The sequence below is a fragment of the Kitasatospora sp. LaBMicrA B282 genome, from assembly GCF_050325825.1.
Classification (GTDB): Bacteria; Actinomycetota; Actinomycetes; order Streptomycetales; family Streptomycetaceae; genus Kitasatospora.
Genome location: NZ_JBNQTI010000058.1, coordinates 20,883 through 45,880 on the forward strand (window position 1 = coordinate 20,883; position 24,998 = coordinate 45,880).

Sequence of the window (24,998 nt, forward strand, 5' to 3'; positions counted from 1 at the left end):
AGGGTGCTCAGTCCGGTTCGACGACGAGCCCGCCCAGCAGCAGGCGCAGCGCCAGTTCGAAGCCGCGCTCGTCCAGGCCGCCCGGGCCGCCGCCCCGGGTGGCCGAGGCGCTCAGGGCGTCGGCCAGGTCGGGGTAGCGCGGGCGGTACTCCTCGGCCGGGCGGGTGAAGCCCTCGGTGAAGGTCTCCAGCGCCGAGCCGAGCACCAGGTAGTCCAGCGCGGCGGCGGCCTCGGCGGCGTCGGCCGGCGGCAGGCCGGCCCGGCGCAGCGCAGCGAGCAGGGCGTCGTAGCCGACCAGCTGGCGCTCCGCCTCGACCCGGCGGCGGGCGAAGAGCGCGATGGTGTTGGGGTGGCGGAGGAAGACCCGGCGGTAGCCGCGGGCGTACTCGGCCACCCCGGTCCGCCAGTCCGCCCGGGTCCCCTCGCCGGCGGCTGCGGGGCGGAGCGGGGCGTGGTCGATCTCCGCGTTGACCAGTTCGGCCAGCGCGTCGAGCAGCTCGTCCTTGCCGGCCACGTGGTTGTAGAGCGAGGCGGCCTTCACGCCGAGCCGCTCGGCCAGCGCTCGCATGGTGAGACCGTCCGGGCCGTGCTCATCGACCAGCGCGAGCGCCGCCCGGGCGATGATCTCCCTGCTGAGCAGTGCTCTTTCCGGTCGCCCCACGCCCCGCCCTCTCCTCGGTCCGGCTGCCGCCCAGGTTACAGCCCGGTGTCGGGGGCTTCCGCCGGGCCGGGGTGGTGGTCTACGGTCCCCGACTAACTAAGTTAGTTTTCCCCCGTGACCCTCAGGCGGACCCATGACTGAACTTCCCCCGAGCGACAGCGAGCGCCTGGCCGCCCTCGGCTACCGGCAGGAGCTGCGCCGCAGCCTCGGCATCCTCGGCAACATCGCGATGGGCTTCGCGGTGGTCTCCCCCGTGGTCGGCCTCTACGCGGTCGCGCAGGTCGGGATGAGCATCGACGGCGGCGCCTGGGTCTGGGCGCTGCCGATCTGCCTGCTCGGCCAGGCGCTGGTGGTCTGCGTCTACGCCGAACTGGCCAGCCAGTGGCCGCTGGCCGGCGGCGCCTACCAGTGGACCCGGCGGCTGGCCAACCCCTCGTTCGCCTGGCTGAGCGGCTGGCTCTGGCAGTTCGCGGTGATGTTCGCCAACACCACGGTCGCCTACCTGGCCTCGCCCTGGGTCTTCGCGCTCCTCGACGTCACCCCGACGGCCACCCAACTGGTGCTGGTCTCGGCCGCCTTCACGCTGCTCTGCGCCCTGGTGAACGCCTACGGCATCACCATCCTGCGCTGGTTCGTCTCGCTCGGCATCGGCGCGGAGGCGGTCGCCTCGGTGCTGGTCGGCGTCTCGCTGCTGCTCTTCTGCCGCAAGCACGGGTTCGGGCTGCTGACCGACACCCTGGGCGCCGGCAAGGTGACCGGCACCGGCGGCGCGCTCGCCTTCCTGGCGGTGGTCGCGGTCGGCGGCTGGGCGTTCATCGGCTTCGACGCCTGCGTGTCGACCGCCGAGGAGACCAGGGACGCGGGCCGCCAGGTGCCGCGCGCGATGTGGTACGCGCTGCTCAGCGTGGGGGCCGCGGTGATCCTCAACGCGGTCGGCGTGGCGCTGGCGCACCCCGACCCGGCGGCGGTGGTCGCCGGGCGCGACCTCGACCCGGTGACCACCGCGGTGACCAGCTCGTTCGGCGACTGGTCGGCCAAGCCGTTCGTGGTGGTGGTGCTGGTCAGCTTCACCGCCTGCCTGATGGCCTCGCAGGGCGGCGCGGCCCGCGGCCTCTACTCGCTGGCCCGCGACGGGGTCTTCCCGTGCTCGGCCCAGGTACGGAAGGTCAACCGGCACCAGGCGCCGATCGGCGGGCTGGTCGCGGCCACCCTGATCAGCTGCGCCGCGCTGCCGCTGGGCCTGAAGAGCGCGGCCATGGGCAGCCTGATCACCTTCGGCAGCGCGGCCACCTTCCTGCCGTTCTTCCTGCTCACCCTGGCCGCCCTGGTCGCCCGGGTGCGCGGCAGCTGGCGCCCGGCCGGGCAGGTGGACTACGGCCGCTGGGGCACCGCGCTGAACGCGCTCGCGGTGCTCTGGACCGGCGGCGAGGTGATCAACATCTGCTGGCCGCGGACCCTGCTGGCACCGCCCGGGGCGCCCTGGTACCAGGTCTGGGCGGCGCTGCTCGGAGTGGGGACGGTGACCCTGATCGGCGTCGGGTACCTGCTGGTGAAGCGCCCGCAGGACCGGATGGCGGCCGCGGACCGGGCGACCACGGAGCAGCCCGAGGGTGCTCTGACCTGATCATCACAAGATCCGTCGGAGGGGGCGCAGCCTAGCGGGTCGCGGGGGGAGTCTGTGCGGGAATCCGTCACATTCGGCCGCTGAGCTGCCGGTTCCGGTATCCCTAGGGGCGGAAAGGACGTCTTCGTGATCTTCAGCCGGATACGTACCCGCAAGCCCCTCACCACCGAACCGCCGCGCGGCCCCGCCACCGGCCCCGCCACCGGCCCCGCCGCCGCGGGCCACCCGGTGGCCGAGTCCGGCTGCCCGCTGGGCCACACCCGGCCGGGGGCCGGGGGACCTGCCGCCCACCCGGTCCGGTCGGTCCCCGAGCAGGCCCGCCGACTGCCCGCCAGCCTGTTCAACCCGCCGTTCACCGACCCCGAGCAGGCCGAGGCGTTCATCCGGCAGTACCACGCCGAGCTGCCGGGCACCGGCGACCCCGAGCCGCGGGTCGCCGAGGTGCTGGACGAGATCTCCCGCACCGGGACCTACCGGCACACCGGCGAGGAGCTCGCCTACGGCGCCCGGCTCGCCTGGCGCAACTCGGCGCGGTGCATCGGCCGGCTCTACTGGCGCAGCCTGGTGGTGCGCGACCTGCGCGAGGTCGGCTCGGCCGACGAGCTGGCCACCCAGTGCTTCGAGCACCTGCGGCTGGCCGGCAACGCGGGCCGGATCCGCCCGGTGATCACCGTCTTCGCGCCGGACCGGCCCGGCCGCCCGGCCCCGCGGATCCTCAACTCGCAGCTGGTCCGCTACGCCGGCTACCCCGACGGGGCCGGCGGCTGGATCGGCGACCCGGCCGGCGGGCGGCTCGCGACCCGCGCCGCCGACCTGGGCTGGAAGCCGGGCGAGGGCTGGTTCGACGTGCTGCCGCTGCTGGTGCAGGAGCGGCCCGGCGAGCGGCCGCGGTGGTACGAACTGCCCGACGACACCACGCTGGAGGTGCCGCTGAGCCACCCCGAGTACCCGTGGTTCGCCGAACTGGGCCTGCGCTGGTACGCGGTCCCGGCGATCAGCGACCAGACCCTGGAGATCGGCGGCATCCGCTACCCGGCGGCACCGTTCAACGGCTGGTACATGGGCACCGAGATCGGCGCCCGCAACCTGGCCGACGCCGACCGCTACGACCTGCTGGGCCTGGTGGCCGAGGAGCTCGGCCTGGACACCTCCAGCAGCCGCACGCTCTGGAAGGACCGCGCGCTGGTCGAGCTCAACCGCGCGGTGCTGCACTCCTACCAGGAGGCGGGGGTGACCATGACCGACCACCACACCGAGTCGGAGCGCTTCCTCAGGCACGTCGCCCAGGAGCAGCGGCTGGGCCGCTCGACGCCGGCCGACTGGAGCTGGATCGTGCCGCCGATCTCGGGCGGGGCGACCCCGGTCTTCCACCGCTACTACGACCCGGTGGACCCGCGGACCCGGCCGGCCTTCGTGGCCCGGGTGCCGTGGTGAACTCCGGCACCCGGTGTGCCGTGGTGAACTCCGGCACCCGGTGTGCCGTGGCGAACTCCCGCACCCGGTAGGCGAGTCAGCCCTGGGCCGGGCGCTGGAGCCGGGCGAAGCGCAGTTCCAGCCCGTCCAGCAGCGCCTGCAGCCCGGTCTCGAACGCGCCCTCGTCCACCGCGTCGCGGTGCTCGGCCAGCCGGTGCGCCTCCCCCAGGTGCGGGTAGTCGGCGGCGTACAGCTGGGCGTCCTCGGGGAACCCGGCGGCGAACGAGCCGAGTGCCGAGCCGGTGATGAAGTAGCGCATCAGCGCACCGATCCGGGTCGCCTGGCCGCGCGGCCAGCCGGCCGCCACCAGGCAGCCGTAGACCGCGTCGGCGAGCCGCAGCGCGTTCGGCCGCCGCCCGGGGCCCTGGGCCAGCACCGGCACGACGTGCGGGTGGGCGGCGAGCGCGGCGCGGTAGGAGCGGGCCCAGTCGCGCAGCGCGGTGCACCAGTCGGCCCGCGCGCCGGGTTCGAACATCCCCAGGTCGACCTCGCCCATCACGCTGTCCACCACCGCGTCGAGCAGGTCGTCCTTGGTGGCGAAGTGGTTGTAGAGCGAAGGACCGCTGACCGAGAGTTCGGTGGCCAGCCGCCGGGTGGAGAGCGCCTCCAGCCCCTCGGTGTCGACCAGGTGCAGGGCTGCCCCGACGATCCGCTCGCGGCTGAGCAGCGGGGTGCGGGGCCGGGCCATGGGGTGGGCTCCTCCGGTCGGGTGGTGGGGGCGCCCATTCTCGCAGGGCCCCCTTCCCAGCGGGGGTGCGGGCGGGCTAGAGTCCGAAAAAACTTGCACCGCTAGTTTAAGGCCACGGGCCTCGGCCGCAGCGACCCGACGAAGGGACCTGGCGCATGGACTTGCAGCTCTCCGAGGAACAGGCCGCGGTCCGCGCGCTCGCCGCCGAGTTCACCAACCGGGAGATCGCCCCGCACGCGGCCGCCTGGGACCGCGCCGAGTCGGTGGACCGCGCGGTCATCGGCCGGCTCGGCAAGCTCGGCTTCCTCGGCCTGACCATCCCCGAGGAGTACGGCGGCAGCGGCGGCGACCACCTGGCGTACTGCCTGGTGCTGGAGGAGCTGGGCCGCGGCGACTCGGCGGTGCGCGGGATCGTCTCGGTCTCGCTCGGCCTGGTCGCCAAGTCGATCAACGGCTACGGCACCGAGGAGCAGAAGCGCAGCTGGCTGCCCCGGCTCTGCGCCGGCGAGGCGCTGGCCTGTTTCGCCCTCACCGAACCCGGCACCGGCTCGGACGCGGCCAACCTGACCACCCGGGCCGTGCGGGCCGGCGACGGGGACACGGGCGGTGACGCGGACGCGGACACCGGCGGGGACCCGACCGACTGGCTGATCTCCGGCGCCAAGATGTTCATCACCAACGGCACCTGGGCCGACCTGGCGCTGGTCTTCGCCCGCACCGGCGAGCCCGGCCACCGCGGGGTGACCGCCTTCCTGGTGCCCACCGACACGCCCGGACTGACCCGCCGCGAGATCCACGGCAAGCTCGGCCTGCGCGGCCAGGCCACCGCCGAACTCGTCCTGGACCGGGTCCGGGTGCCGGACAGCGCCCGGCTCGGCGCCGAGGGCAAGGGCTTCTCAGTGGCGATGGCCGCGCTGGCCAAGGGCCGGATGTCGGTGGCAGCCGGCTGCGTGGGGATCATCCAGGCCGCGCTGGACGCCGCCGTCCGCTACGCCGGCGAGCGCGAGCAGTTCGGCAAGCCGATCGCGGCCCACCAGCTGGTGCAGGAACTGATCGCCGACATCTCGGTGGACCTGGACGCCGCCCGGCTGCTCACCTGGCGGGTGGCCGACCTGATCGAGCGCGGCCTGCCGTTCGCCACCGAGTCCTCGACCGCCAAGCTGTTCGCGAGCGAGGCAGCGGTGCGGGCCGCCAACAACGCGCTGCAGGTCTTCGGCGGGTACGGGTTCATCGACGAGTACCCGGTCGGCAAGCTGCTGCGCGACGCGCGGGTGATGACCCTGTACGAGGGCACCAGCCAGATCCACAAGCTGCTCATCGGCCGGGCACTCACCGGCGTCAACGCGTTCTGACGAGCATCGACCCACCGACGACCACCAGCAACCGACGACCACCACCGACCACCGACCACAAGAGAGACTGAGGAGCCCGACGACGTGCGTCCCGTCTACTTCGCCGCCGCTCGCCGCACCCCGATCGGGCGGCTGCGCGGCGCACTGTCCACCGTCCGCCCCGACGACCTGTCCGCCGACGTGCTGCGCGGCCTGCTCGCCGAGGTCCCCGCGCTCGACCCGGCCCGGATCGACGACGTCTACTGGGGCGCCGCCAACCAGGCCGGCGAGGACAACCGCAACGCCGCCCGGATGGCGGTCCTGCTCGCCGGTCTGCCGGACAGCGTCCCCGGCGCGACCGTGAACCGGCTCTGCGCCTCCGGCCTGGAGGCGGTCGCCATGGCCGCCCGCACCATCGCCGCCGGCGAGGCCGACGTGGTGGTGGCCGGCGGCTGCGAGTCGATGAGCCGGGCCCCCTTCGTGCTGCCCCGCCCCGACGAGGCGCTGCCGCACACCATGCAGACCTACGACACCCGGCTCGGCTGGCGGCTGACCAACCCGCGGATGCCCGAGCTGCACGGCGTGCTCAGCATGGGCGAGACCGCCGAGGAGGTGGCCGCCCGGCACGGGATCACCCGGGAGCGGCAGGACGCCTTCGCGCTGCGCAGCCACCAGCGGGCCGCCGCCGCCCGCAAGGACGGCCACTTCGACGCGGAGCTGCTGCCGGTCACCCGCCCCGACGGGGTGACGGTCGGCCAGGACGAGGGCATCCGCGAGGACACCAGCCTGGAGCGGCTGGCCAAGCTGAAGCCCGCCTTCCGCGCCGGCGGCACGGTCACCGCGGGCAACGCCTCCCCGATGAACGACGGCGCGGCCGGCCTGCTGCTGGTCAGCGAGCAGGCGCTGGGCGAGCTGGGCCTGGAGCCGCTGGGCCGCTACGTCGCGGGCGCCTCGGCCGGGGTGCACCCGGACGTGATGGGCATCGGCCCGGTGCCGGCCACCCGGAAGGCGCTGGGCCGGGCCGGCTGGCAGCTCGCCGACCTGGACACGGCCGAGCTGAACGAGGCCTTCGCCGCCCAGGCGCTGGCCAGCACCGACCTGCTCGGCCTCGACCCGGAGCTGGTCAACCCGAGCGGCGGCGCGATCGCGCTGGGCCACCCGCTGGGCGGATCCGGCGCCCGGATCCTGACCACCCTGCTGCACCGGATGCGCCGCACCGGGGCGCGGCGCGGGCTGGCCACCATGTGCGTGGGGGTCGGCCAGGGCACCGCGGTGCTGGTCGAGCGGGCCTGAGCCGGACCGGCGAGCCTGAGACGTACGCGGACACACCGAAGCACGAGCACCAGAGGAGCATCGACACGATGTCACGTTTCAACGGCAAGGTCGCGGTGGTCACCGGGGCCGCCCAGGGCATCGGCGCGGCCACCGCCCGCCTGCTGGCCGAGGAGGGCGCCACCGTCGCCGTGCTCGACCTCTCCGCCGAGCGCGCCCAGCAGACGGTGGACGAGATCACCGCCAAGGGCGGCATCGCGCACGCCTACGCCTGCGACGTCAGCGACTACGACGAGGTGGAGCGGGTCTTCGGCTGGCTGGTCGAGGAGCTGGGCGGCCTGCACATCCTGGTCAACAACGCCGGGATCACCCGCGACAACCTCTTCTTCAAGATGCCCAAGGCCGACTGGGACGCCGTCCTGACGGTCAACCTGACCAGCGCCTACAACTGCAGCCACGTGGCACAGAAGTACCTGGTGGCACAGAAGTACGGCAAGATCGTCTCGCTCAGCTCGCGCTCCGCGCTGGGCAACCGGGGCCAGGCCAACTACGCCGCCGCCAAGGCCGGCATCCAGGGCCTGACCGCCACCCTGGCGATCGAGCTGGGCCCGTTCAACATCAACGTCAACGCGGTGGCCCCCGGCTACGTCGTGACCGCGATGACCGAGGCGACCGCCGAGCGGGTCGGCTCGACCCCCGCGGAGCACCAGGCCGAGGTGGCCGCCCGCACCCCGCTGCGGCGTGCCGGCCGGCCGGAGGAGATCGCCTCGGTGGTGGCGTTCCTGGCCAGTGACGCGGCGTCGTACGTCAGCGGCCAGACGCTGTACGTCAACGGCGGGGCGCGCTGAGGCCGGTGAGATCCGCCCGGTGACAGCCACTCGGTGACCTCCGCCCGGTGAGATCCGCCCTGTCCGGGTCAGGGCCGCGGACAGGGCGGATCGGTCCTCGGGCGGGCCGGCGCGCCGGCGGCGTGAGCTGTCATCGCGCCGCCGCGCGCCTTCCGCTCGGGCGCGGCGTCCGCCGGGTGCGCCACAGATCCCGGGGCGGCGGACACGGCCGCGCCCAGCAGCACGGCAGCCGCCGCACGCACCGGGAACCGGTCGTACGGACCCCCGGGATTCACACCCGTTGAACTCGCGCTCGATACATTCATTCTGGCTTACAGCAGCCCATTGGTCCAGTGCGCCGGACCGACCCGATCGGGCGTCAGTTCGGCGCACCGGTCGATCACTTGGTCCAGCGCGGCTTCAGGGTGACGCTCAGGATGGTGCGGTACTCGGCCGGCTCGACCGCCGGGACGGTGAACGGCGCGGTCGGGTCGGTGCCGTAGGTGCTGCCGGTGCCGGGCAGCGGCTTGGGCGTCGAGTAGCCGGCGAACACCATGGTCAGGCTGCCGTTGTCGTTCTGCACCACGGTCGGGTCGTAGACCCGGCCGCTGTAGTAGCCGGAGACGCCGAGCGCGCCGCCGGTGGCCGCCTGCTTCGCCAGCGCCGAGAAGCCGTAGTCGGTGGAGAGCAGCTTCTGCGGAGCCGACCAGCTCTTCCCGTCCTTGGAGGAGGAGTAGAAGATCTGGTTGAAGGCGTCGCTGTCGCCGTCCGAGGCGTAGGCGCCGGACAGGAAGAGGCCCAGGGTGCCGTCCGGGTTGGTGATCACCGTGCCGCGCGAGCCGATCCAGCGCAGCACCGAGTCGCTGTTGGCGGTCGGGTCGCCCAGCCCGGAGACCTGGCCGAGGTCGGTGAAGTGCAGCCCGTCGGTGGTGTAGGCGGCGCGGACCACGGTGTAGTCCTCGTTGTTGCCGAACAGCGACTTGGGCTTGTTCTTGCCCTCGCCGATCTGCTTGAGCTGCGCGTACGGCGCCACCGCCGCACCCGGCGCACCCACGTCGCTGCCCTTGGCCACCGCGCCGGTACCGCCGGTGCAGCCGGTCAGGTGGGTGGCGTCGGCACCGGTGCAGCTGACCTGGACGATGCCGGCGGCCGTGCCCAGGCTCACCGTGACGCTGCCGCCGGCGGCCGGCTTCAGCGCGCTGCTGTCGGCCACCGGGATGGTGGCGGCGGGCAGGGTGACCGCGGCCGTGGTGGTGGTCGGGGTGAAGTAGTCGACGATCTTCTCGGTGTAGAGCACCGCGACGCTGCCCTTGGGCGCACCCGGGTAGTGCGGCAGGGTGCTGATGATGCCGTCGGGGGCGATCAGGCCGCTGGTCTGCTGCGCGGTGGCCGGGATCACGGCGTCGGCGGTGACCGCGTCGCCGGCCTTGACGCTCACGCCGCCCGGGGTGCGGGTGGTGCAGCCGGTGAAGGCGGTGGCGGTGGCGTCGTTGTCGTTGCAGTCCACGGTGACGCCGTCGACCGTGAAGTGGCCCGGCTGCTCGAACTTCGCGGTGCTGCCGACGTTGATGGTGACGCCCGCGCCGCCCGGCCCGGCCGGGACGGCCACCGCGGCGGTCGCGCTGGTGCCGCCGCCCATGCCGACCGGCTCCGCGGCGGGCAGGCCGGCCAGCGGGTTGCCGCCCTCGGGGGTGAGGTGGTGCACGATCAGGTTGGTGCCGAGGGTGTCGCCGGACGGCCGGGAGAGGGTGTAGAGGACCTGGCCGCGGTGGCCGGTGCCGGCGTAGTCGGGCACGGTCAGCACGAAGGCGTGGCCCTGGCCGTCGTCGTTGGTGTTGCCGTCCGGGCACAGGCCCTGGTTCTGCTCCAGCGCCTCGCCCTTGTACTTCCAGGTCCTGCCGTGGTCGGTGGAGGTGGCCGCGACCACCGCCTCGTCACCGTCCTTGGGCCGGTAGTCGAACAGCCCGGTCAGCGTGTCGCCGCCGTCCTGGCTGGTGACGAAGGGGAAGTAGTAGGGCTGCATCGGCAGCACGCTGCCCGCCGGCTGGCGCACCACGGCGCCGGTCTCCGGGGTGGCGCCGCCGCTCGCGCAGTAGCCGTCCAGCGGGCCGGGCGTGCCGGTGACCCCGCTGGCCGCCGGGACGCTGCCGGACCCCGCCGGGTCGACGGCCAGGTTCGGGTAGCTCACCCCGCCGACCGTGACGGTGCCGCTGCCGCCGCCCGCGAAGACCGGCAGGCTGCTGCCGTAGGACGGACCGGCGGTCAGGTCGCCCTGGCCGAGGGTCCACGGACCGCCCTTGACCTTGTCGACCACCGGCGAGCCGACGCTGTAGGACAGGGTGCCGCGGTGGTGGTGCCCCCAGCCCCAGGGGCCGAGACCGGCGGAGCCGTCGGCGTCGGCCAGCGCGGGGGCGGCGGTGGCGGTGAGCGCGGCGACCGTGGTGACCGCAATGGCGGCGGTGGTCGCGAGGCGGCGACGTGGCATCAAGTCTTCCTCCCGATAGCGCCCGAGCCTGGGAAGTCGGCCCTGGGCGAGGCGGCCGTGCGGGAGCTGCACGGGTCAGCCGAGATCCTGCCGGGCGGCCCGGCCGGGGCGGGAGGGCATCGAAGGAGAGTTCACCGGGCGTTCCCCGCCGGGCCGCCGCCCGGCCCCGCCGTGGTCCCGGTGTACCGCGGAGGAGACGCCCGCGTCCGCTCCGCGGGGCACGATCCGGCCGGTACCGATCGGGTGCTGGCTCAAGTCGGCTGTTCTTGACCGGTACTTGACGGTCCGTCGCATCCACCGGCCGCCGAGGGCCTGCCACGGCTACCCTGCTGACCTGCGCCATTCGGGTTCAGCCGAACGCCTGCGCGGATTTTCTCGGCATGTTCACCGGCCATGTCAAGGGTCCGAAATGACTATAGATCCATCGGCTCTCCACACGATGGGATGTCCGGGCCGACCCCCCTTTCGGCACGACCCATCTCCCATTCACAAGGAGTCCCATGGGAACCTCCCCCGCCACCGCGGGTCCCCGCCGCTCCGCGACCGCTCGGGCGTTGGCCTTCCTCGCCGTCGGGGCCACCGCCCTGACCGCCGGCACGGTCACCGCGCAGAGCACCGTGGCCTTCGCCGCCGGCGCTCCCGCCCAGGCCGCGTTCAAGCTGCACCCGGCCTCCCAGGGGCACATCGACGCGGTCGGCCGCACCGCGCCGCTGAGCACCAGCGACTGCGTGAGCCAGATCGGCATCCACTGCTACTCGCCGCTCCAGTACCGCGCCGCGTACGACCTGAACCCCCTGTACCAGGAGGGCATCACCGGCAAGGGCCGGACGATCGTCATCGTCGACTCCTACGGCTCGCCGACCATCCAGCACGACCTGGAGACCTTCGACAAGCAGTGGGGCATCCAGGACACCAACGTCGAGGTGGTCAAGTGGGGCAACGTCCCCGCCTTCGACCCCAAGAACGCCGACCAGGTCAGCTGGGCCGGTGAGACCACGCTGGACGTCGAGTACGCGCACTCGATCGCGCCCGACGCCCACATCGTGCTGGTCGAGACCGCCGTCTCGGAGACCGAGGGCGTCACCGGCCTGCCGGAGATGATGGCCGCCGAGCAGTCCCTGATCAAGCAGGGCAAGGGCGACGTCATCACGCAGAGCTTCGGCGCCACCGAGAACACCTTCCCGGGCTTCGACAAGGGCGACTACAAGTCGCTCACCGACCTGCGCTTCGCCTTCAAGACGGCGGCCGAGCACAACGTCACCGTGCTCGCCTCCTCCGGCGACAACGGCGTGACCGACTCGGACCTGAACAACAACCTGTACCCGTACAAGGTCAACTCCTGGCCGTCCTCCGACCCGCTGGTCACCAGCGTCGGCGGCACCGAGCTGACCCTGGACAACAACGGCAACCGCACCGCGGCCGACAAGGTCTGGAACGACGCGTACGGCGCCGGCGGCGGTGGCACGTCCGCCATCTTCGACCGCCCGTGGTACCAGACCGGCGTGGCGAACGTGGTGGGCGACCACCGCGGCACCCCGGACATCAGCATGAGCGCGGCGGTCGACGGCGCGGCCTGGACCTACGACTCCTACGACCCGACCGCGGTCGGCTGGCACCTGACCGGTGGCACCAGCGAGGCGTCGCCGCTCTTCTCCGGCGTCGTCGCGCTCGCCGACCAGGCTGCGGGCCACCGCCTCGGCCAGCTCAACTGGCGCCTGTACGGCCTGTCGATGCTGCCCGCCGAGTGGAGCGGCATCACCGATGTCACCACCGGCAACAACAGCTGGAACAACGTGACGGGCTACCAGGCCGCCGAGGGCTACGACCTCGCCTCGGGCCTGGGCACGATCGACGGTTACACCTTCGTGCACGCGCTCGCCGGTCGCTGAGCAGCGGTTCGGCGTTGAGGTACTGAGGTGCTGAGGCGCTGAGGTGTCGAAGCGCTGAGCGTGGCTGACTGATCGCAGGACGGGGCACTCGCCGGTGGCGGGTGCCCCGTTCGCGTTCGGGGCAGCGGTGCGCGGGTCAGGCGGTGGGCGGCTGCCCGACGGCCGCCGTGAGCTTGGCCAGGTAGCGCTCGGCCGAGCGGAGCTTGCGGCCGTCCTCGCCCGGCAGCTGGGCCCGCAGCTCCAGGATCAGCGGGCCGATCTGGCGGGCCCGGCGGGCATCCGGGATGGCCCGCCAGCACGCCTCGGCGTTGGTCGCCACGCGCTGCGCCTCCGGATCCTCCGGCCCCTCCACCGCCAGCAGCACCAGCGCCACCTGCCGGTAGAGCTCGGCGGCCAGGACGGGGTCGCCGGCCAGCCGGGCCACGTGGGCTCGGACCTGGCGGACCATCAGGACCGGCGGGGCGATGGCGCCGTGCGCCACCACCACCTGCTCCTCCAGGGCGAGGGCGAGCTCGGCGGCCGCGTCGTGCTCGCCGGCGTCGGCGGTGCGGACGATCAGGCCGAGCGCCTCGCGGTAGTCCTCGGGCGGGGTGACGGGGGTCGGGGCGGCCGGCTCGGGGGCCGCCTGGGCGGGTGGTGTGTCGGCGGGTACTGCGTCGACGGGTGCTGCCTCGGCGGGCGGTGTGTCGACGGGTACTGCGTCGACGGGCGACATGTCGACAGGTGCTGCGTCGACGGGCGGCGCAGCCACGGGCGCTGCGACAGCTGGCTCGCTCACCGGTGCCGGCACCACGTCCGCGAGCTCCACCGCCACCGCCTCGACCTGCTCCACCACCACCTGCTCCGCACCGACCCCGGCCTTCGCCAGCGAGACCGGGTGGATCGGACGCACCGTCAACGGCACGCCCGGCTTGAGCAGCGACACCGGACCGCGCTCGGCCGGCGGGCGCGGCAGCGGGACGGTGGCCGCGGTGGCCCCGTCCGGCACCGGCTCCGGCGCCGCGCCCGGGGCGGCGGCGGGCACGACGGCAGGCTCCGCCGCGACCTGCGGCGCCGCCGGGGTCTCCGGCACCACGGCGGCCTGCCGGCGCGCGTTGTTGCGGAACACCGCGCGGTCCGGCCCGTACGAGTTGAAGATCAGCGCGGTCGGCCGGAGCACCGAGTGCACCTGCCCGCGCAGCTCCTCCGGCGTCAGCAGCGGCCCGGCGCCGGGTCGGCCGTGGTGCAGCGTCTCGATCAGCGCCCGGGTGAAGATGCCGATCTGCTCGGCGTCGGGCCCGACCACCGCCCAGAGCGGGATCTCCTCGCTCTGCAGCGCCGGACCGCCGCCGCCCTGCAGCATCGGCCAGGCGCCCTGGTCGGCGCTGAGGTCGGCGATCACCAGGGTGTCCCAGTCGGCCGGCCGGGCCCGCAGCTCGCCGACGATCGCCGACCAGGCCACCCCGTCCTGGCGCACGGTGCCGGCCTTGGAGTCACGCAGCGTCAGGTGCAGCCCACCGCCGCGCTTGTCGGCGACCAGCTGGCCGCCGACGTGGACCAGCAGCGGTCCGGGGTGCCGGGCGGCCGCGCGCAGGTGGGCCAGCACGGTCTGCGGGTCGGCGGCCGCGGGCAGGTGCACCGCGTCCACCGACTCGGCGGCCAGCAGGGTCTGCGGCGCCACCGCGGCGAGCATCGCCGAGAGCACCTGCGGCTGGCCCGAGCCGCCCCGGCCCCAGCCGCGGCGCCCGGCAGCGCCGTAACCGCCCTCGATCGCCAGGATCCGCCCGCGCAACCCGCTGCCGACGTACACCCCGCCGGTGGCGGGCGCGGCGAGCTGGTTCGGGTCGGGCAGCGGCACGGTCCCGGTCCAGCCGGTGGAGACCCGGGCCTGGCCGGCCCCGTCCGTGGCACCGGCGTGCGGGTCGGGCAGCGGGATGGTCGCGGTCCAGCCGGTGGAGACCCGCGGCGGAACGGCCTGGCCCCCCTGGTCGGCCGGCCCCGGCGGCAGCTCCGGCTCGACGGCACCCGCCGCCGCCCCGGCACCGGCGACCTGCCGTTGCGGCACGGCGCGCAGCACCGCGGTTGCCGGACTCGGCGTCACCGCCCGCAGCACGGCCGTGCCTTCACCGCCACCGCGCTGGAAGCTCCTGGGGATCCCGTCCTCGATCACCGGCAGCGCCCGGGTCTCGACCAGCTCGGCCGGCAGCCCGGGCGGGCGCCCCGGACCGGCCGGCGGCATCCCGGGCTGACCCGGCGCCTGCCAGTACCCGTCGGGGACGGCGTCCACCGGCGGCGGCACCGGCCAGTACCCGTCGGGGACGGCGTCCGCCGGCAGCGGCATCGGCGCGGTCCGTTCGCCGTCGTGCGGGCCCTGGCCGGGCGGCACCGCAGCCCCGGAGATCGATGCACTGTCCGCCAACGCCGGTCACCACCCCGCCCCGCCACCGTGGGCGTTCTCGGTCCGCGGGTCGCGGCAGGCTCGGCCACTCCCCCTCCCGCGCCACCTTACGGGTTGTCCGCCCCACCCATCCAGACGGGGCCGCCGCCCCGGCGCCGGTACCGTTGCCGAGACCGGGGCGCCCGACGGAACGGGTGCGACAGGGCAGGAGGGCGGCCGGGATGACGGTCTGGTGGATCGGCGGTGCCCCCGGGGCCGGGAAGACCACGGTGGCCCGGCTGCTCGCCCGCCGCCACGGGTTCCGCTGGTACGGCGCCGACACCCGCACCTGGGTGCACCGTGACCGGGCGATCGCCGCCGGGCACCCGGCGGCGATCCGCTGGGAGGCGCTCCCCGTGGCCGAGCGCTGGGCCGCGCCGACCGCCGAGCTGGTCGCGATGTCGCTGCACCACGAGCGCGGCGCGATGGTGGCCGCGGACGTGCGGGCGCTGCCGGCCGGCTGCTCCACCATCGCCGAGGGCACCCCGATCACCCCGGCCGTCGCGTCCGCCGGGCACGCGCTCTGGCTGCTCCCCACCGCCCGGCTGCAGCAGGCACGGCTCGCCGAGCGCGGCCTGTCCGAGGGAGCCCGCCGGCTCTACCTCGCGCTGACCGAGGAGATCGCCGCCGCGGTGGCCGCGGCCGGTGCCCGCACCCTGCCGGTGGACGGCGAGCGGGACCCGGCGGCCACCCTGGCCCTGGTCGAGGAGGTGTTCGCCGACTCGCTGCGGGACGCGCCCGCCGCCCGCACCCGAGCGGAGCGGCGCGCGCTGCTGCGCGAGGGCAACCGCGACGTGCTCGACCAGTACCGGGGGTACTTCGCCCGCCCCTGGGCCCCGGACGGACTGCGGCAGGCCGTGGCCGCCTTCGCCTGCGAGTGCGGCGCAGCGGACTGCACGGCCGAGCTGCGCCTGCCGGTGACCGCCGCGGCGGGGCCGGCACCGCTGCTCGCCCCGGGCCACGGCGACGGCTGAGCGGGCCCTCGGGCGGGGGTGCGGAACGGCCGCTTCCACCGGGCTGGTTGACTGTCCCCGGCCCGGCCACCAGCCGGGCCGAGTGCGGTCCCCCACACCCTCCGGGCCCCGCGCAACCGGGGCTTGACGCACCCTCCGAGGAACCATGCACGCGCTGCAACCCCTGCTCGCCAGCTTCGTACCGATCTGGGCCCTGACCGCCGTCGGCTACCTGGTGAGCCGCACCGGCCTGCTCGGCGACCAGGCCGAGCTGGTGCTCGGCCGCTTCGTCTTCCACGTCGCGATGCCGGCCGCGCTCTTCATGATGCTGGCCAAGGCCCCCCTGGGCAGTTTCGCCAACCCCTCGATGCTCGCCTTCGCCGCCGGCACCCTGGTGGCCTCGCTGCTGGGCTGGGGCGGCGCCCGCTGGCTCTTCGGCCGCGGCCCGGCCGACCGGGCGATCAGCGGCATGGCGGCGGGCTACGTGAACTCGGCCAACCTGGGCATCCCGGTGGCGGTGCAGGTGCTGGGCGACGCCTCCTTCGTCGGGCCGGTGCTGCTCTTCCAGGTGCTGCTGGTGACACCGGTGATCCTCGGCGCGCTGGATGCCGGCAGCAGCGGGCGGGCGGACGACACCCGCGCCGCGCGGCTCGGCCGGCTGCTGCGGCTGCCGCTGCGCAACCCGATCATCCTGGCCTCGGCCCTCGGCGCCTGCTGCTCGGCGATCGGCTGGCACCCGCCGGCCGCGCTCGGCCAGTCCTGCCAGCTGCTCGGCAACGCCGGGGTGCCGACCGCGCTGGTCACCCTGGGCATGTCGCTGCACGGCCGCCCCGCCGCGGCGGGCAGCGCACTGCGCGCCGAGGTCGGCCTGGCGGTGGTCAGCAAGAACCTGGTCCAGCCGCTGGTCGCGTTCGCCGTCGGCAGCCTGCTGCTGCACCTGACCGCCCACCAGCTGCTCGCGGTGGTGCTCTGCTCGGCCCTGCCGACCGCGCAGAACGTCTTCATCTACGCCCGCCAGTACGGACTGAACACCGCGCTGCCGCGCGACTCGGTGCTCTGGTCCACGCTGCTGTCCATGGTCACCCTCTCGGCGATCGACTGGACCCTAGCCCCCTCCCCGCACTGAGCCCTCGAGGGCGGGGAATGCGCCCGCAGCCGGCTCCGCGACGGCCCCGCCCGGCCCCCGCCCGGGTCGTCCGCACCCCCACTGGCCTGCGGACATTGTCCGAAGTTGATTGACCGGCGGTCGCGCGGGTCGTGGACAACCGGGGGCCCGACTAGAACTGAGGAGCCGGTCGGCGGAACCGGCGAAGAAAGTCGGGAAAGGGCGTACGGATGGAGTTCGGGATCCTCGGGCCACTGCTGGTGCGGGACGCGGGGCAGGAGTACGCGGTGCCGGCACCCAAGCAGCGGGTGCTGCTGGCCACCCTGCTGCTGCGCCGCGGGCAGGTCTGCTCGCCGCGCCTGCTGGCCGAGCACCTGTGGGACGGCTGCCCGCCCCGCAGCGCCACGGCCGCCCTGCAGAACGCGGTGCTCCGGCTGCGGCGCTGCCTCGGTGCGGCGGGCGAGCGGCTGGAGACCTGCGCGGGCGGGTACCGGCTCACCGTGCACCCGGGCGAGTTCGACGTCGACCGGTTCGCCGCGCTGCGCTCCCGCGGCACGGCGGCGCTGCGCGACGGCGAGTCCGAGCTGGCCGTCGGGCTGCTCGACGCGGCCCTCGAGGTCTGGCGCGGCGAGGCCCTGCTGGACGTCCCCTCCGACGCCCTGCACCGCGAGGAGGCCGACCGCCTCGCGGACGAGCGCCTCTACACCGTCGAGGCCCGGCTCGACGGCGAGCTCCAGCTCGGCCGCCGCTCGGTGGTCCCCGAGCTGCGCGCCCTGACCGCCGCGCACCCGGGCCGCGAACGGTTCTGGGTACAGCTGATGACCGCCCTCGCCCGCGAGGGCCGGCGCGCCGAGGCGCTCGACGCCTACACCCGGGTCCGGCAGCTGCTGAACGAGGAACTCGGCGTCCGCCCCGGCCCGGAACTCCTCGACCTCCACCACCGTCTGCTCTGCCCGGAGCGCCCGCTGAGCGCCCGCATCCCGGCCCCTCGCAGCGCCCGCCCGGTCGCAGCCCAGCGCGTAGGGCGCTGAGCCGCCCGGTGGGTGGCCGGCGGCGGGGTCACCGCGCAGGGCGCTACTTGGCGGGAGCCGCCTCGTCGGCCACCAGCGCGTCGTGCCAGTGCTGGGTGTCGGCGTACTCGCGCATGGTGGCGATCCGGCCGTCCCGGACGGTGAAGACGCCGCTGTTCTTCTGCCGGTAGGCCCGGCCGGTGCGGCCGGTCGCCCAGGAGTCCCACTCGACGAAGACCTGCTCGCCCTCGCCGAACAGGTTGGTGACCCGCAGGCCGATCTCCGCCGCCGGGTCGAGGTGGGCGAAGGCGGTGGCCAGGAACCCGTCGATCACCTGGTCCCGGCCCTGCCAGGTGCCGGAGATCGGCAGCCGCCCGGCGTACCAGCAGCTGCCGTCCTCGGCCCAGGAGTCGTGGATCACCTGCTGGTCGCCGGCGGCCAGGGCGGCGAAGTAGCGGCGCACCACGGCCTTGGGGTGGGTGGCGGTCTTGGTGCCGGTGCCGGTGCCGGTCATGGCGGTGGCCGTGGTCATGGGAGGTCCCCTCTGCTGCGGTGTTCCGGGCGGCCCGTCCGTCCGTGGCTCCAGTCAACCGGAGGGCGGGACGGCGACCCAGACGCAATCGGCGGGGGCGGCGATCAGCAATCGTGATCGCTGCCCCCGCCGTCAGGGCCCCTGGGCTCTACTCGCGGCCGCCGTGCGCATGGGCCTGCCGGCGCAGCGCCAGCAGGGCGGCGAGCAGACCGCTGACCGACAGCACGGGCCAGCCGAGGCGCCGCCGGGCGGAGCGGTGGCCTCCCGTCCGGTCCGGTCCGCGGAACGCCGGCGGTGCCACCGCGGGCGCGGGAAGCCCGACGGCGGCGTGCGGTGCCGGCACCGGCACCCGTGCCGGAGCCGGTGGCTCGGCCGACTGCTGCCGCACTTGGATGCGCTGCCAGGCGGACTGCCAGCACGCGAGCTCCCCGGCGGGGACGCCGGAGGCGGTGGCGAGCGTCAGCACCCGGTCCAGCGGCGGGAGACTGCTCCGCTGCGGGCTGAGGTCCCCCGAGAGGGTGCTGCGCGGCAGGCCGGTGCGGCGCTCGAGTTCGCGCAGCGACGGGTTGCCGGACCACGCCTTGAGTGCCCGGAGCCGGCACACGAACTCCTGTGGTGTGGTCGCTCCACCCGGGTCGGGCCTCGTCGCCGGAGTCTGCTCCGGTAACCGGTCCGGATTCCTGCCCATGTCTCGCTCGGTCATCTGATCCCCCGTCGAGTGATCGGCTCGATCGGCCGATCGCAGCACGTGCGTCGTGCGCGGTGCGTCGTGCACGGTGCGCCGTGCGCCGTGGACCATCCTGGCCAACACCAGGTGACCACTCCATGGCGTTCGCTTGGCGTTCTATGATTGATCTGTTGTCAGGAGCCCTTCAGGGGCGCAGGCCAGGAGTCACCGACGGGGGGACGCGATTCCGGCGCCGGGTCGTTCCTGCCGTCGTCATACCTGCCGTCGTCGTTCCCGTGGATGACCACCATCGGAGGCGAGCATGCCGAGGGATTTCGGAACGCTGCTGCGACAGCACCGGTACTCGACCGGCTGGACGCAGGAGGAGCTCGCGGAACGGTCGGGCATGTCGACGCACGCGATCAGCGTGCTGGAGTCAGGGCGGCGGCGGCCTCGCCTGTCGTCGGTGGCGCGGCTGGCCACCGCCCTGGGGCTGGACCCGGCCGACCGCGACCGGCTGCTCTCCGCGGCCCGTGGGGCCTCGGAGCCGCCGCCCGACGAGGCTCCGGTCGAACGCGTGGTGCCCCGGCTGCTGCCGTACGCCGTCCCGGACTTCACCGGCCGGCATGCCGAGGTGGAGCGGTTGCTGGCCCTGGCCGGCGGACCGGGCGGCGCCCAGTCCCGTCCGCTGGTGCTCTCGGCCATCGACGGCATGGCCGGGGTCGGCAAGACCGCGTTGGCCGTCCACGTCGGGCACGCCCTCGCCGACCGGTTCCCCGACGGGCAACTCTTCGTGGACCTGCGCGGCTTCACTCCGGGCCAGCAGCCGCTCGACCCGGGCGCGGCGCTGGCGAGCCTGCTCCGGGCGGTCGGTGTCAGCGAGGCCGCCCTGCCGTTGCACACCGAGGAGCGCGCCCGGTTGTGGCGCAGCCGGGCGGCGGGCAGTCGCTACCTGGTCGTGCTGGACAACGCCCTCGACGCCGAGCAGGTCCGCCCGTTGATCCCCGGCGGCCCGCGCTGCCTGGTGCTGGTGACGTCCCGGCAGCGGATGCCCGCGCTGGAGGGGGCGGTCAGCGTGCCCCTGGACGTGCTGAGCCATGACGAGGCCGTCGAGCTGTTCACCCGGATCGCCGGCCCCGACCGGGTCGCGGGCCACGCCGGCACCGTGGACGAGATCGTCGCGCTGTGCGGCAGGCTGCCGCTGGCGCTGCGGATCGCCGCGGCCCGGCTGGCCCATCATCCCGCCTGGACGCCGGTCGAGTTGCTGCAACGGATCCGGCGTCCGCAGAAGTTATTCACCGAGCTCTCCGACCACGACCAGAGCGTCGCGGCGGCCTTCGTGGACTCCTACCACGCCCTCGCCCCGGCACAGCAGCGCGCGTTCCGGCTGGCCGTGCTGCATCCCGGCCAGGACGTCACGCCGCACGCCCTCGCCGCCCTGGTCGACGCACCGGTGGACGAGACCGAGGAACTGCTGGAGTCGCTGCACGACCACCACCTGCTGATCGAACACACGGCCTTCCGGTACACCTTCCACGACCTGCTGCGCGCCTTCGCCGGTGAACTGCTCGCCCGGCAGGACTCCGCGCCCCTCCAACGAGCCGCGCTGATCCGGCTGTTCGACCACTACCGGCACACCGCCGCCGCGGCGATGAACGTCCTGTTCCCCCTGGAACGGCGACACCGACCACAGCCGCCGGCGCCCGGCGGTACCCCCCTGGTCTTCGCCGACCAGGCGGACGCCACGCACTGGCTGACCCGGGAGCAGGCCAACCTGCTGGCCCTCACCCGCCACGCCGCCGACGCCGACCTCCCGCAGTACACGGCGGACCTGCCGGCGATCCTCTGGCGCCACCTCAAGCGCCACATGCCCGCCCACGAGGCGCACGTGCTGGGGGTCCGCGCCCTGCAGGCCACCCGCCGGCTCGGCGATCCGGCCGGCGAGGCCGCCGCGCTGCGGCACCTCGGCGGAGTCCAGTACCAGCTCGGCGACTTCCCGCAGGCGCTCGACCTCCTCCACCAGTCCCTGGAGATCCAGCAGCGGACCGGCAACCGCAACGGTGAGGCCCACGTCCTGGCCAACCTGGGCCTCACCCTGACCCGGATGGGCCGGCCGGCGGAGGCCCTGGCCCACCAGCGGCGGGCGCTCCGGCTCAGCCGGGACATCCCCGAGCCGGCGGTCGAGGCGATCGTCCTGACCAATCTGGGACCCACGCTGACCAGGCTCGGACTACTGGAAGAGGCCCTGGCCTACCACCGCGAGGCGCTGGAGTTCCACCGCCGCAGCGGCAACCGCCTCGGCCAGGCCATCGTGCTCCAACAGTTCGGCGAGCACCAGCAGAAGCTGCAACGCCACCCGGAGGCCCTCGACCTGTACCAGGAGGCGCTGGACCTGCACCGGGACCTCCGCGACACCTTCGGTCAGGCCGAGGCGCACACCCTGCTCGGTGACGCCCTGCTGGCCATGGACGCGCCGGCGAGCGCCCTCGAGCACTACCGGGCCGCGCTCGAGTACCTGCCGCACACCGGCGAGCGGTACAACCTCGGCCGCATCCACCACGGGCTGGCGCGCACGCACCAGCGCCTGGGCGAACCCGACGCCGCCCGGCAGCACGCCGAACAGGCCCTCGAGATCCACACCGCGCTGGGCATCCCCGAGGCGGCCGAGGCGCGGGCGCTGCTGGACTCGCTCAGTTGAGCGGGTCGCACACCTGAGGGGAGGTCGCGCCCCAGACGCAGCCGATCAGCCTCACGTTCGGGCCCAGGAGGATCGGGGGCCACAAGTGGAAGCGGACCCGCACGGGCCCGCTCCCACCTCACGCACCGCGACTTGCTCAGTTGATCGGGCCGCACGCCCAGGTGTTGCTGTCGGTCTGGTCGATCAGACACGCCTCCAGGCTCATGCCCGGGCCGTCGTAGTAGTACGGTGACTCGGCCCCGCTGGTGGTCGCGCCGTAGATCCAGCTCCAGCTGTTGCGGTTGAAGATGCCGAACAGACAGTTGCCGTCGGTGGCGGTCGGGTCGATCGCCATGTAGTCGTGGCCGTCGCTCCCGAGCTGGATCTTCTCGATCGCCGCACAGGGCCCGTAGCCGAACGGATGGTCGCCCTCGTTGGCGGCCTGGGCCGAGGACGCGGTCCCGAGCCCGATGCCGCCCATCGCCACCGCGGCGATCGCGGCGGCGGCGAGGCGCTTCCTGGTCCTGGTGAATCGCATGGTGCTCCTCCAAGGAGTCGACTCCGCCCCGGAGTTGGCGCCGGGGACACCCCGAAGCTCACCAACCGGAGGAACGGAAGACAACGGGTCGAGCACCACCCCGGACAGTCCCGGACGCTCCCGGACACCCTCCGGACGCCCTTGGACGGTCAGGGGCTGGAGAGCAGGTCGCGGAGCAGGGCGACGGTGTCCGGGTCCAGGCTGCGGCCGGTGCGGCGACTCAGGGCGTCCAGGCGGTTGACGGCCTTGAGCAACTGGTCGCGGGCGCCGGCGGAGGCGTAGGCGTAGAACAGGTCGCGGTGCAGCAGCTCCACGTCCGGGGCGACCGCGAGGCCGCGGAAGACCGCCGCCTCGGCGCTGCGGTGGTCGCCGTACTGGAGGCGGCGGGCGGCGAGTTCGTGGGCCGTGTCGACGATCGCCGCCAGCATGTCCTGCCGGGGCGCCTCCGCCCAGCCGTAGGCGGTGTTCGGGGTCTCCGCGAACGGGGCGCCGCGGACCAGGGCCAGCGCGTGGGCGAGTGCGGCGTCGGCGGTGGTGCTGGTGCTGCGCATGCCGCGGCGGTAGAGGCTGCGGAACTCGTCCCAGTCGCAGGTCACGGTCGGGGCGAAGGAGTGGGCGCCGGCGTCCTGGCGCAGGTAGGCGCGACCGTCGGCGTCACCGCCGACCCAGGCCGCCAGCGCCGCGCAGCCGGCCGGCGGCAGCTGGTCGGGGCGGGCGTGGTCACCCGGGTGCAGGGCCCGGTCGGCGGCCTCGGGGTCGGTCCCCGGGTGCAGCGCCAGGTAGGCGGCCAGCTCGGTGAGGGCGGGCACCCGGGCGGGGTCGGCCTCGCCGCAGGCGCCGAGCAGGTCCACCGGGCCGAGCAGGCGCACCCGGGGAGTGGTGCGGATCGCGTGCGCCTCGGGCGAGCGGAGGATGGCGAGCAGGTCGTCGGCGTCGGTCCGGGCCTTGACGGACGTGGTGGAGGTGCCACCCGGCGGGGTGGCCGGCACCGGGTCGGGGCGCAGCGGGGTGCGCGGGTCGGGCGCGGTGGTCGCGGGGGCGACGTCGTGGGTGGGGAGGGGTTCGGGGGCGGGGGTCTGGGTCGTGGGGCTCTGGGTCGTCAGCGTCTCGGCGACGGGGGGCTCGACCGCGGGGGGCTCGACGGGGACCGGCTCGACGGACACGGGCTCGACGGCCGGGGGTTCGACGGCGGGCGGCTCGATCGCCGGGGGCGGCACAGCCGCCGGGGTGAGCGCCGCGACCGGCTGTCCGTTGCTCGCCCGCAGCCCGCGGCCGTTGCTGCTGTGCCGGGGCAGCACCCGCGAGCCGGACGGGATGGCCGGACCCACCGGACTGACCAGGCCGACCTGGCTGACCGGGCCGACCGGAATCACCGGGCTCACGGGACTGACCGGACTCACCGCGCCCAACGCGCCCGCCGGTGCGCCCGCCGGGTCCGCGCTGGCGAACGGGCTGTTGCCGGTCCCGATCACCCGCGCGATCAGCCGCGTTCCGCTCTCCGGCGGGCCCTCGGGCAGCGAGTCGCCGACGAACGGCGCGGTGCCGTTCGCCACACCCGCCAGCACCGGCACCGGCTTCGGCAGGTCGGCGGGTTCCAACTCCTCGCCGTCGAAGGTCCAGGACGGCGCGGGACGCTGCTCGGTGGAGGCGGCGGTGGTCAGCAGCTCGCTCCAGTGGCCGAACTGCTCGTCGGTCAGCCGCTGGAGCTCGAAGGAGAGGTGCAGGCCGGGCAGGGTCACCTGACCGGTGCTCGGCAGCGTCCAACGGGCCACCGGGCCGGTGCCGCGCTCCGGCGCCCGGGCTACCACGGCCAGGCAGGTGCGCGGGCGGCCGTCCAGCAGCCGGCCGAGCTCCGAGGGCACGTCACCGATCGGCGGCTGGGCGGAGAGCACGATCTCCGGGATCAGCGCGTCGTCCGCGTGGGCCCGGCTGCGGGCGTCGCGCGGGTGGGCCGCGCCGACCGCGGTCAGCGCGGTGCGGGCCTTGGCGAGCCGGGGTTCCAGGGCGGCCAGCGCGGTCTCCAGCGACGGGTAGCGGTGCACCCGGTCGGCGACGGTGGCGGAGACCGGCAGGTCCTCGGAGAAGCCGACCAGGTGCAGGCTGAGCCGGTCGGCCAGCGGGCTGTGCGCCAGCTCCAGGGCGATGGTGCGCAGCACCGCCCGCGCGTCGTCCGGGTGGCCGGACAGGTGCAGCAGCCGGGCCGTCTCCAGGTCGGCCAGCACCGTGGCGCCGTCGCCGGCGCTGCCCAGGGTGACCAGTGCGGGGTAGGGCGCGGGCACCTTGGCGGCCTGCTGGGCGGAGAGCAGGTCGGGCGAGTCGGCCGAGCACCACCAGACGTTGGGCGCGTGCGCGGCGCGGAACGGCGTGATCGGCACCGCCGCGGCGGCCAGGTGCAGCTCGACGGTGCCGCCCGGGGTGACCCGGACGGCGGCCAGGGCCGGCAGGCGCTTGCCGCTCCGGCTGACGTTGCGGGCCATCGAGCGCAGCGAGCGGTTCAGCAGGTCCAGGCCGGAGGTGTCCTGCCGGGTGCGCAGCTCGGCCTCGAAGTCGGCGGCCGGCGGGGTGGGCAGCGGGATCCGGTGCCGGGGGCGGCGGGCCCGCTGCTGGGCGCCGCGCCGGTGGGCGACCGAGCCGATCAGCACGGCGGCGAGCAGCACCCCGGCGCCCGCGGCGGCGAGCGCGCCGGTGTAGTCGCCGGCCGGCTCCTCGGCGGCGGTGTCGGCCTGGTGCGCGCTCTCCTGGCCGGTGCTGCCGCCGTCCTGGTGACCGGCCCCGGCGGCGGCGCCCGGGTGCGGCGCGGCGTCGGCGGAGGGGGCCGGGTCGGGGGCGGCGGACGGCTTGGCGGAGGGG

18 protein-coding genes are annotated in these 24,998 nt (G+C 74.7%); 10 read left to right on the forward strand and 8 right to left on the reverse strand.

Features of this window, described 5'->3' with window-relative positions; all coding sequences use genetic code 11:
* Positions 1-7 precede the first annotated feature (7 nt).
* Complete coding sequence (locus ACQRUO_RS18150; RefSeq protein WP_428316989.1) at positions 8-661, reverse strand: TetR/AcrR family transcriptional regulator C-terminal domain-containing protein; 654 nt, start codon at positions 659-661, stop codon at positions 8-10.
* Between the two features lie 133 nt (positions 662-794).
* Between ACQRUO_RS18150 and ACQRUO_RS18155 the strand changes: the two genes are divergently transcribed.
* Positions 795-2,285, forward strand: a complete 1,491-nt coding sequence (locus ACQRUO_RS18155; RefSeq protein ID WP_428316990.1) for an APC family permease — start codon at positions 795-797, stop codon at positions 2,283-2,285.
* Positions 2,286-2,621: 336 nt separating this feature from the next.
* On the forward strand, positions 2,622-3,719 hold the full coding sequence (locus tag ACQRUO_RS18160; protein ID WP_428317008.1) for a nitric oxide synthase oxygenase: 1,098 nt from the start codon (positions 2,622-2,624) through the stop codon (positions 3,717-3,719).
* Between the two features lie 76 nt (positions 3,720-3,795).
* Here ACQRUO_RS18160 and ACQRUO_RS18165 read toward each other — a convergent pair whose 3' ends face one another.
* The gene (locus ACQRUO_RS18165; RefSeq protein WP_428316991.1) at positions 3,796-4,446 is read right to left on the reverse strand and encodes a TetR/AcrR family transcriptional regulator; all 651 of its coding nucleotides are present in this window, start codon (positions 4,444-4,446) and stop codon (positions 3,796-3,798) included.
* 155 nt (positions 4,447-4,601) lie between these two features.
* Here ACQRUO_RS18165 and ACQRUO_RS18170 point away from each other — a divergent pair, with 155 nt between their 5' ends.
* The 3 genes from ACQRUO_RS18170 (at position 4,602) to fabG (ending at position 7,897) form a co-directional block, all read left to right on the forward strand.
* Complete coding sequence (locus ACQRUO_RS18170; protein WP_428316992.1) at positions 4,602-5,798, forward strand: acyl-CoA dehydrogenase family protein; 1,197 nt, start codon at positions 4,602-4,604, stop codon at positions 5,796-5,798.
* 84 nt (positions 5,799-5,882) lie between these two features.
* A complete protein-coding gene (locus tag ACQRUO_RS18175) occupies positions 5,883-7,070 on the forward strand; it encodes a thiolase family protein (protein ID WP_428316993.1) in 1,188 nt (395 codons plus the stop codon).
* A gap of 68 nt (positions 7,071-7,138) precedes the next feature.
* Positions 7,139-7,897, forward strand: a complete 759-nt coding sequence (gene fabG / locus ACQRUO_RS18180) for a 3-oxoacyl-ACP reductase FabG (protein WP_428316994.1) — start codon at positions 7,139-7,141, stop codon at positions 7,895-7,897.
* A gap of 379 nt (positions 7,898-8,276) precedes the next feature.
* Here the strand turns inward: fabG and ACQRUO_RS18185 are convergent, their stop codons facing one another.
* Positions 8,277-10,361: a hypothetical protein gene (locus tag ACQRUO_RS18185; protein WP_428316995.1), complete on the reverse strand. Its 2,085-nt coding sequence runs from the start codon at positions 10,359-10,361 to the stop codon at positions 8,277-8,279.
* A gap of 500 nt (positions 10,362-10,861) precedes the next feature.
* On the opposite strand from ACQRUO_RS18185, the gene ACQRUO_RS18190 reads away from it, so the two are divergent.
* On the forward strand, positions 10,862-12,250 hold the full coding sequence (locus ACQRUO_RS18190; RefSeq protein WP_428316996.1) for a S53 family peptidase: 1,389 nt from the start codon (positions 10,862-10,864) through the stop codon (positions 12,248-12,250).
* 136 nt (positions 12,251-12,386) lie between these two features.
* Here the strand turns inward: ACQRUO_RS18190 and ACQRUO_RS18195 are convergent, their stop codons facing one another.
* Positions 12,387-14,648, reverse strand: coding sequence for a hypothetical protein (locus ACQRUO_RS18195; RefSeq protein WP_428316997.1), 2,262 nt, complete (start codon positions 14,646-14,648; stop codon positions 12,387-12,389).
* Positions 14,649-14,848: 200 nt separating this feature from the next.
* On the opposite strand from ACQRUO_RS18195, the gene ACQRUO_RS18200 reads away from it, so the two are divergent.
* The 3 genes from ACQRUO_RS18200 (at position 14,849) to ACQRUO_RS18210 (ending at position 17,755) form a co-directional block, all read left to right on the forward strand.
* The gene (locus tag ACQRUO_RS18200) at positions 14,849-15,640 is read left to right on the forward strand and encodes a hypothetical protein (protein WP_428316998.1); all 792 of its coding nucleotides are present in this window, start codon (positions 14,849-14,851) and stop codon (positions 15,638-15,640) included.
* A 145-nt stretch (positions 15,641-15,785) separates the two neighbouring features.
* Positions 15,786-16,745, forward strand: coding sequence for an AEC family transporter (locus ACQRUO_RS18205; RefSeq protein ID WP_428316999.1), 960 nt, complete (start codon positions 15,786-15,788; stop codon positions 16,743-16,745).
* Between the two features lie 209 nt (positions 16,746-16,954).
* Positions 16,955-17,755 (forward strand): AfsR/SARP family transcriptional regulator, encoded by an 801-nt coding sequence (locus ACQRUO_RS18210; protein ID WP_428317000.1) that lies wholly within the window; start codon positions 16,955-16,957, stop codon positions 17,753-17,755.
* A 43-nt stretch (positions 17,756-17,798) separates the two neighbouring features.
* Here ACQRUO_RS18210 and ACQRUO_RS18215 read toward each other — a convergent pair whose 3' ends face one another.
* Together ACQRUO_RS18215 and ACQRUO_RS18220 are read right to left on the reverse strand one after the other, a co-directional pair.
* Positions 17,799-18,266: a nuclear transport factor 2 family protein gene (locus ACQRUO_RS18215; RefSeq protein ID WP_428317001.1), complete on the reverse strand. Its 468-nt coding sequence runs from the start codon at positions 18,264-18,266 to the stop codon at positions 17,799-17,801.
* Positions 18,267-18,414: 148 nt separating this feature from the next.
* Positions 18,415-18,870, reverse strand: coding sequence for a hypothetical protein (locus tag ACQRUO_RS18220; protein ID WP_428317002.1), 456 nt, complete (start codon positions 18,868-18,870; stop codon positions 18,415-18,417).
* A 385-nt stretch (positions 18,871-19,255) separates the two neighbouring features.
* Between ACQRUO_RS18220 and ACQRUO_RS18225 the strand changes: the two genes are divergently transcribed.
* Positions 19,256-21,631: an ATP-binding protein gene (locus ACQRUO_RS18225; RefSeq protein WP_428317003.1), complete on the forward strand. Its 2,376-nt coding sequence runs from the start codon at positions 19,256-19,258 to the stop codon at positions 21,629-21,631.
* 136 nt (positions 21,632-21,767) lie between these two features.
* Here ACQRUO_RS18225 and ACQRUO_RS18230 read toward each other — a convergent pair whose 3' ends face one another.
* On the reverse strand, positions 21,768-22,148 hold the full coding sequence (locus tag ACQRUO_RS18230) for a hypothetical protein (RefSeq protein WP_428317004.1): 381 nt from the start codon (positions 22,146-22,148) through the stop codon (positions 21,768-21,770).
* Positions 22,149-22,297: 149 nt separating this feature from the next.
* The coding region (locus tag ACQRUO_RS18235; protein WP_428317005.1) for a BTAD domain-containing putative transcriptional regulator at positions 22,298-24,998 on the reverse strand (2,701 nt) is incomplete at its 5' end.

Bases quoted from the DNA above. Each gene is read 5' to 3' on its own strand.
- ACQRUO_RS18155 (WP_428316990.1), top strand. From the start codon at position 795: ATGACTGAACTTCCCCCGAGCGACAGCGAGCGCCTGGCCGCCCTCGGC.
- ACQRUO_RS18165 (WP_428316991.1), bottom strand. From the start codon at position 4,446: ATGGCCCGGCCCCGCACCCCGCTGCTCAGCCGCGAGCGGATCGTCGGG.
- ACQRUO_RS18170 (WP_428316992.1), top strand. From the start codon at position 4,602: ATGGACTTGCAGCTCTCCGAGGAACAGGCCGCGGTCCGCGCGCTCGCC.
- fabG (WP_428316994.1), top strand. From the start codon at position 7,139: ATGTCACGTTTCAACGGCAAGGTCGCGGTGGTCACCGGGGCCGCCCAG.
- ACQRUO_RS18185 (WP_428316995.1), bottom strand. From the start codon at position 10,361: ATGCCACGTCGCCGCCTCGCGACCACCGCCGCCATTGCGGTCACCACG.
- ACQRUO_RS18190 (WP_428316996.1), top strand. From the start codon at position 10,862: ATGGGAACCTCCCCCGCCACCGCGGGTCCCCGCCGCTCCGCGACCGCT.
- ACQRUO_RS18200 (WP_428316998.1), top strand. From the start codon at position 14,849: ATGACGGTCTGGTGGATCGGCGGTGCCCCCGGGGCCGGGAAGACCACG.
- ACQRUO_RS18205 (WP_428316999.1), top strand. From the start codon at position 15,786: ATGCACGCGCTGCAACCCCTGCTCGCCAGCTTCGTACCGATCTGGGCC.
- ACQRUO_RS18210 (WP_428317000.1), top strand. From the start codon at position 16,955: ATGGAGTTCGGGATCCTCGGGCCACTGCTGGTGCGGGACGCGGGGCAG.
- ACQRUO_RS18215 (WP_428317001.1), bottom strand. From the start codon at position 18,266: ATGACCACGGCCACCGCCATGACCGGCACCGGCACCGGCACCAAGACC.
- ACQRUO_RS18225 (WP_428317003.1), top strand. From the start codon at position 19,256: ATGCCGAGGGATTTCGGAACGCTGCTGCGACAGCACCGGTACTCGACC.
- ACQRUO_RS18230 (WP_428317004.1), bottom strand. From the start codon at position 22,148: ATGCGATTCACCAGGACCAGGAAGCGCCTCGCCGCCGCCGCGATCGCC.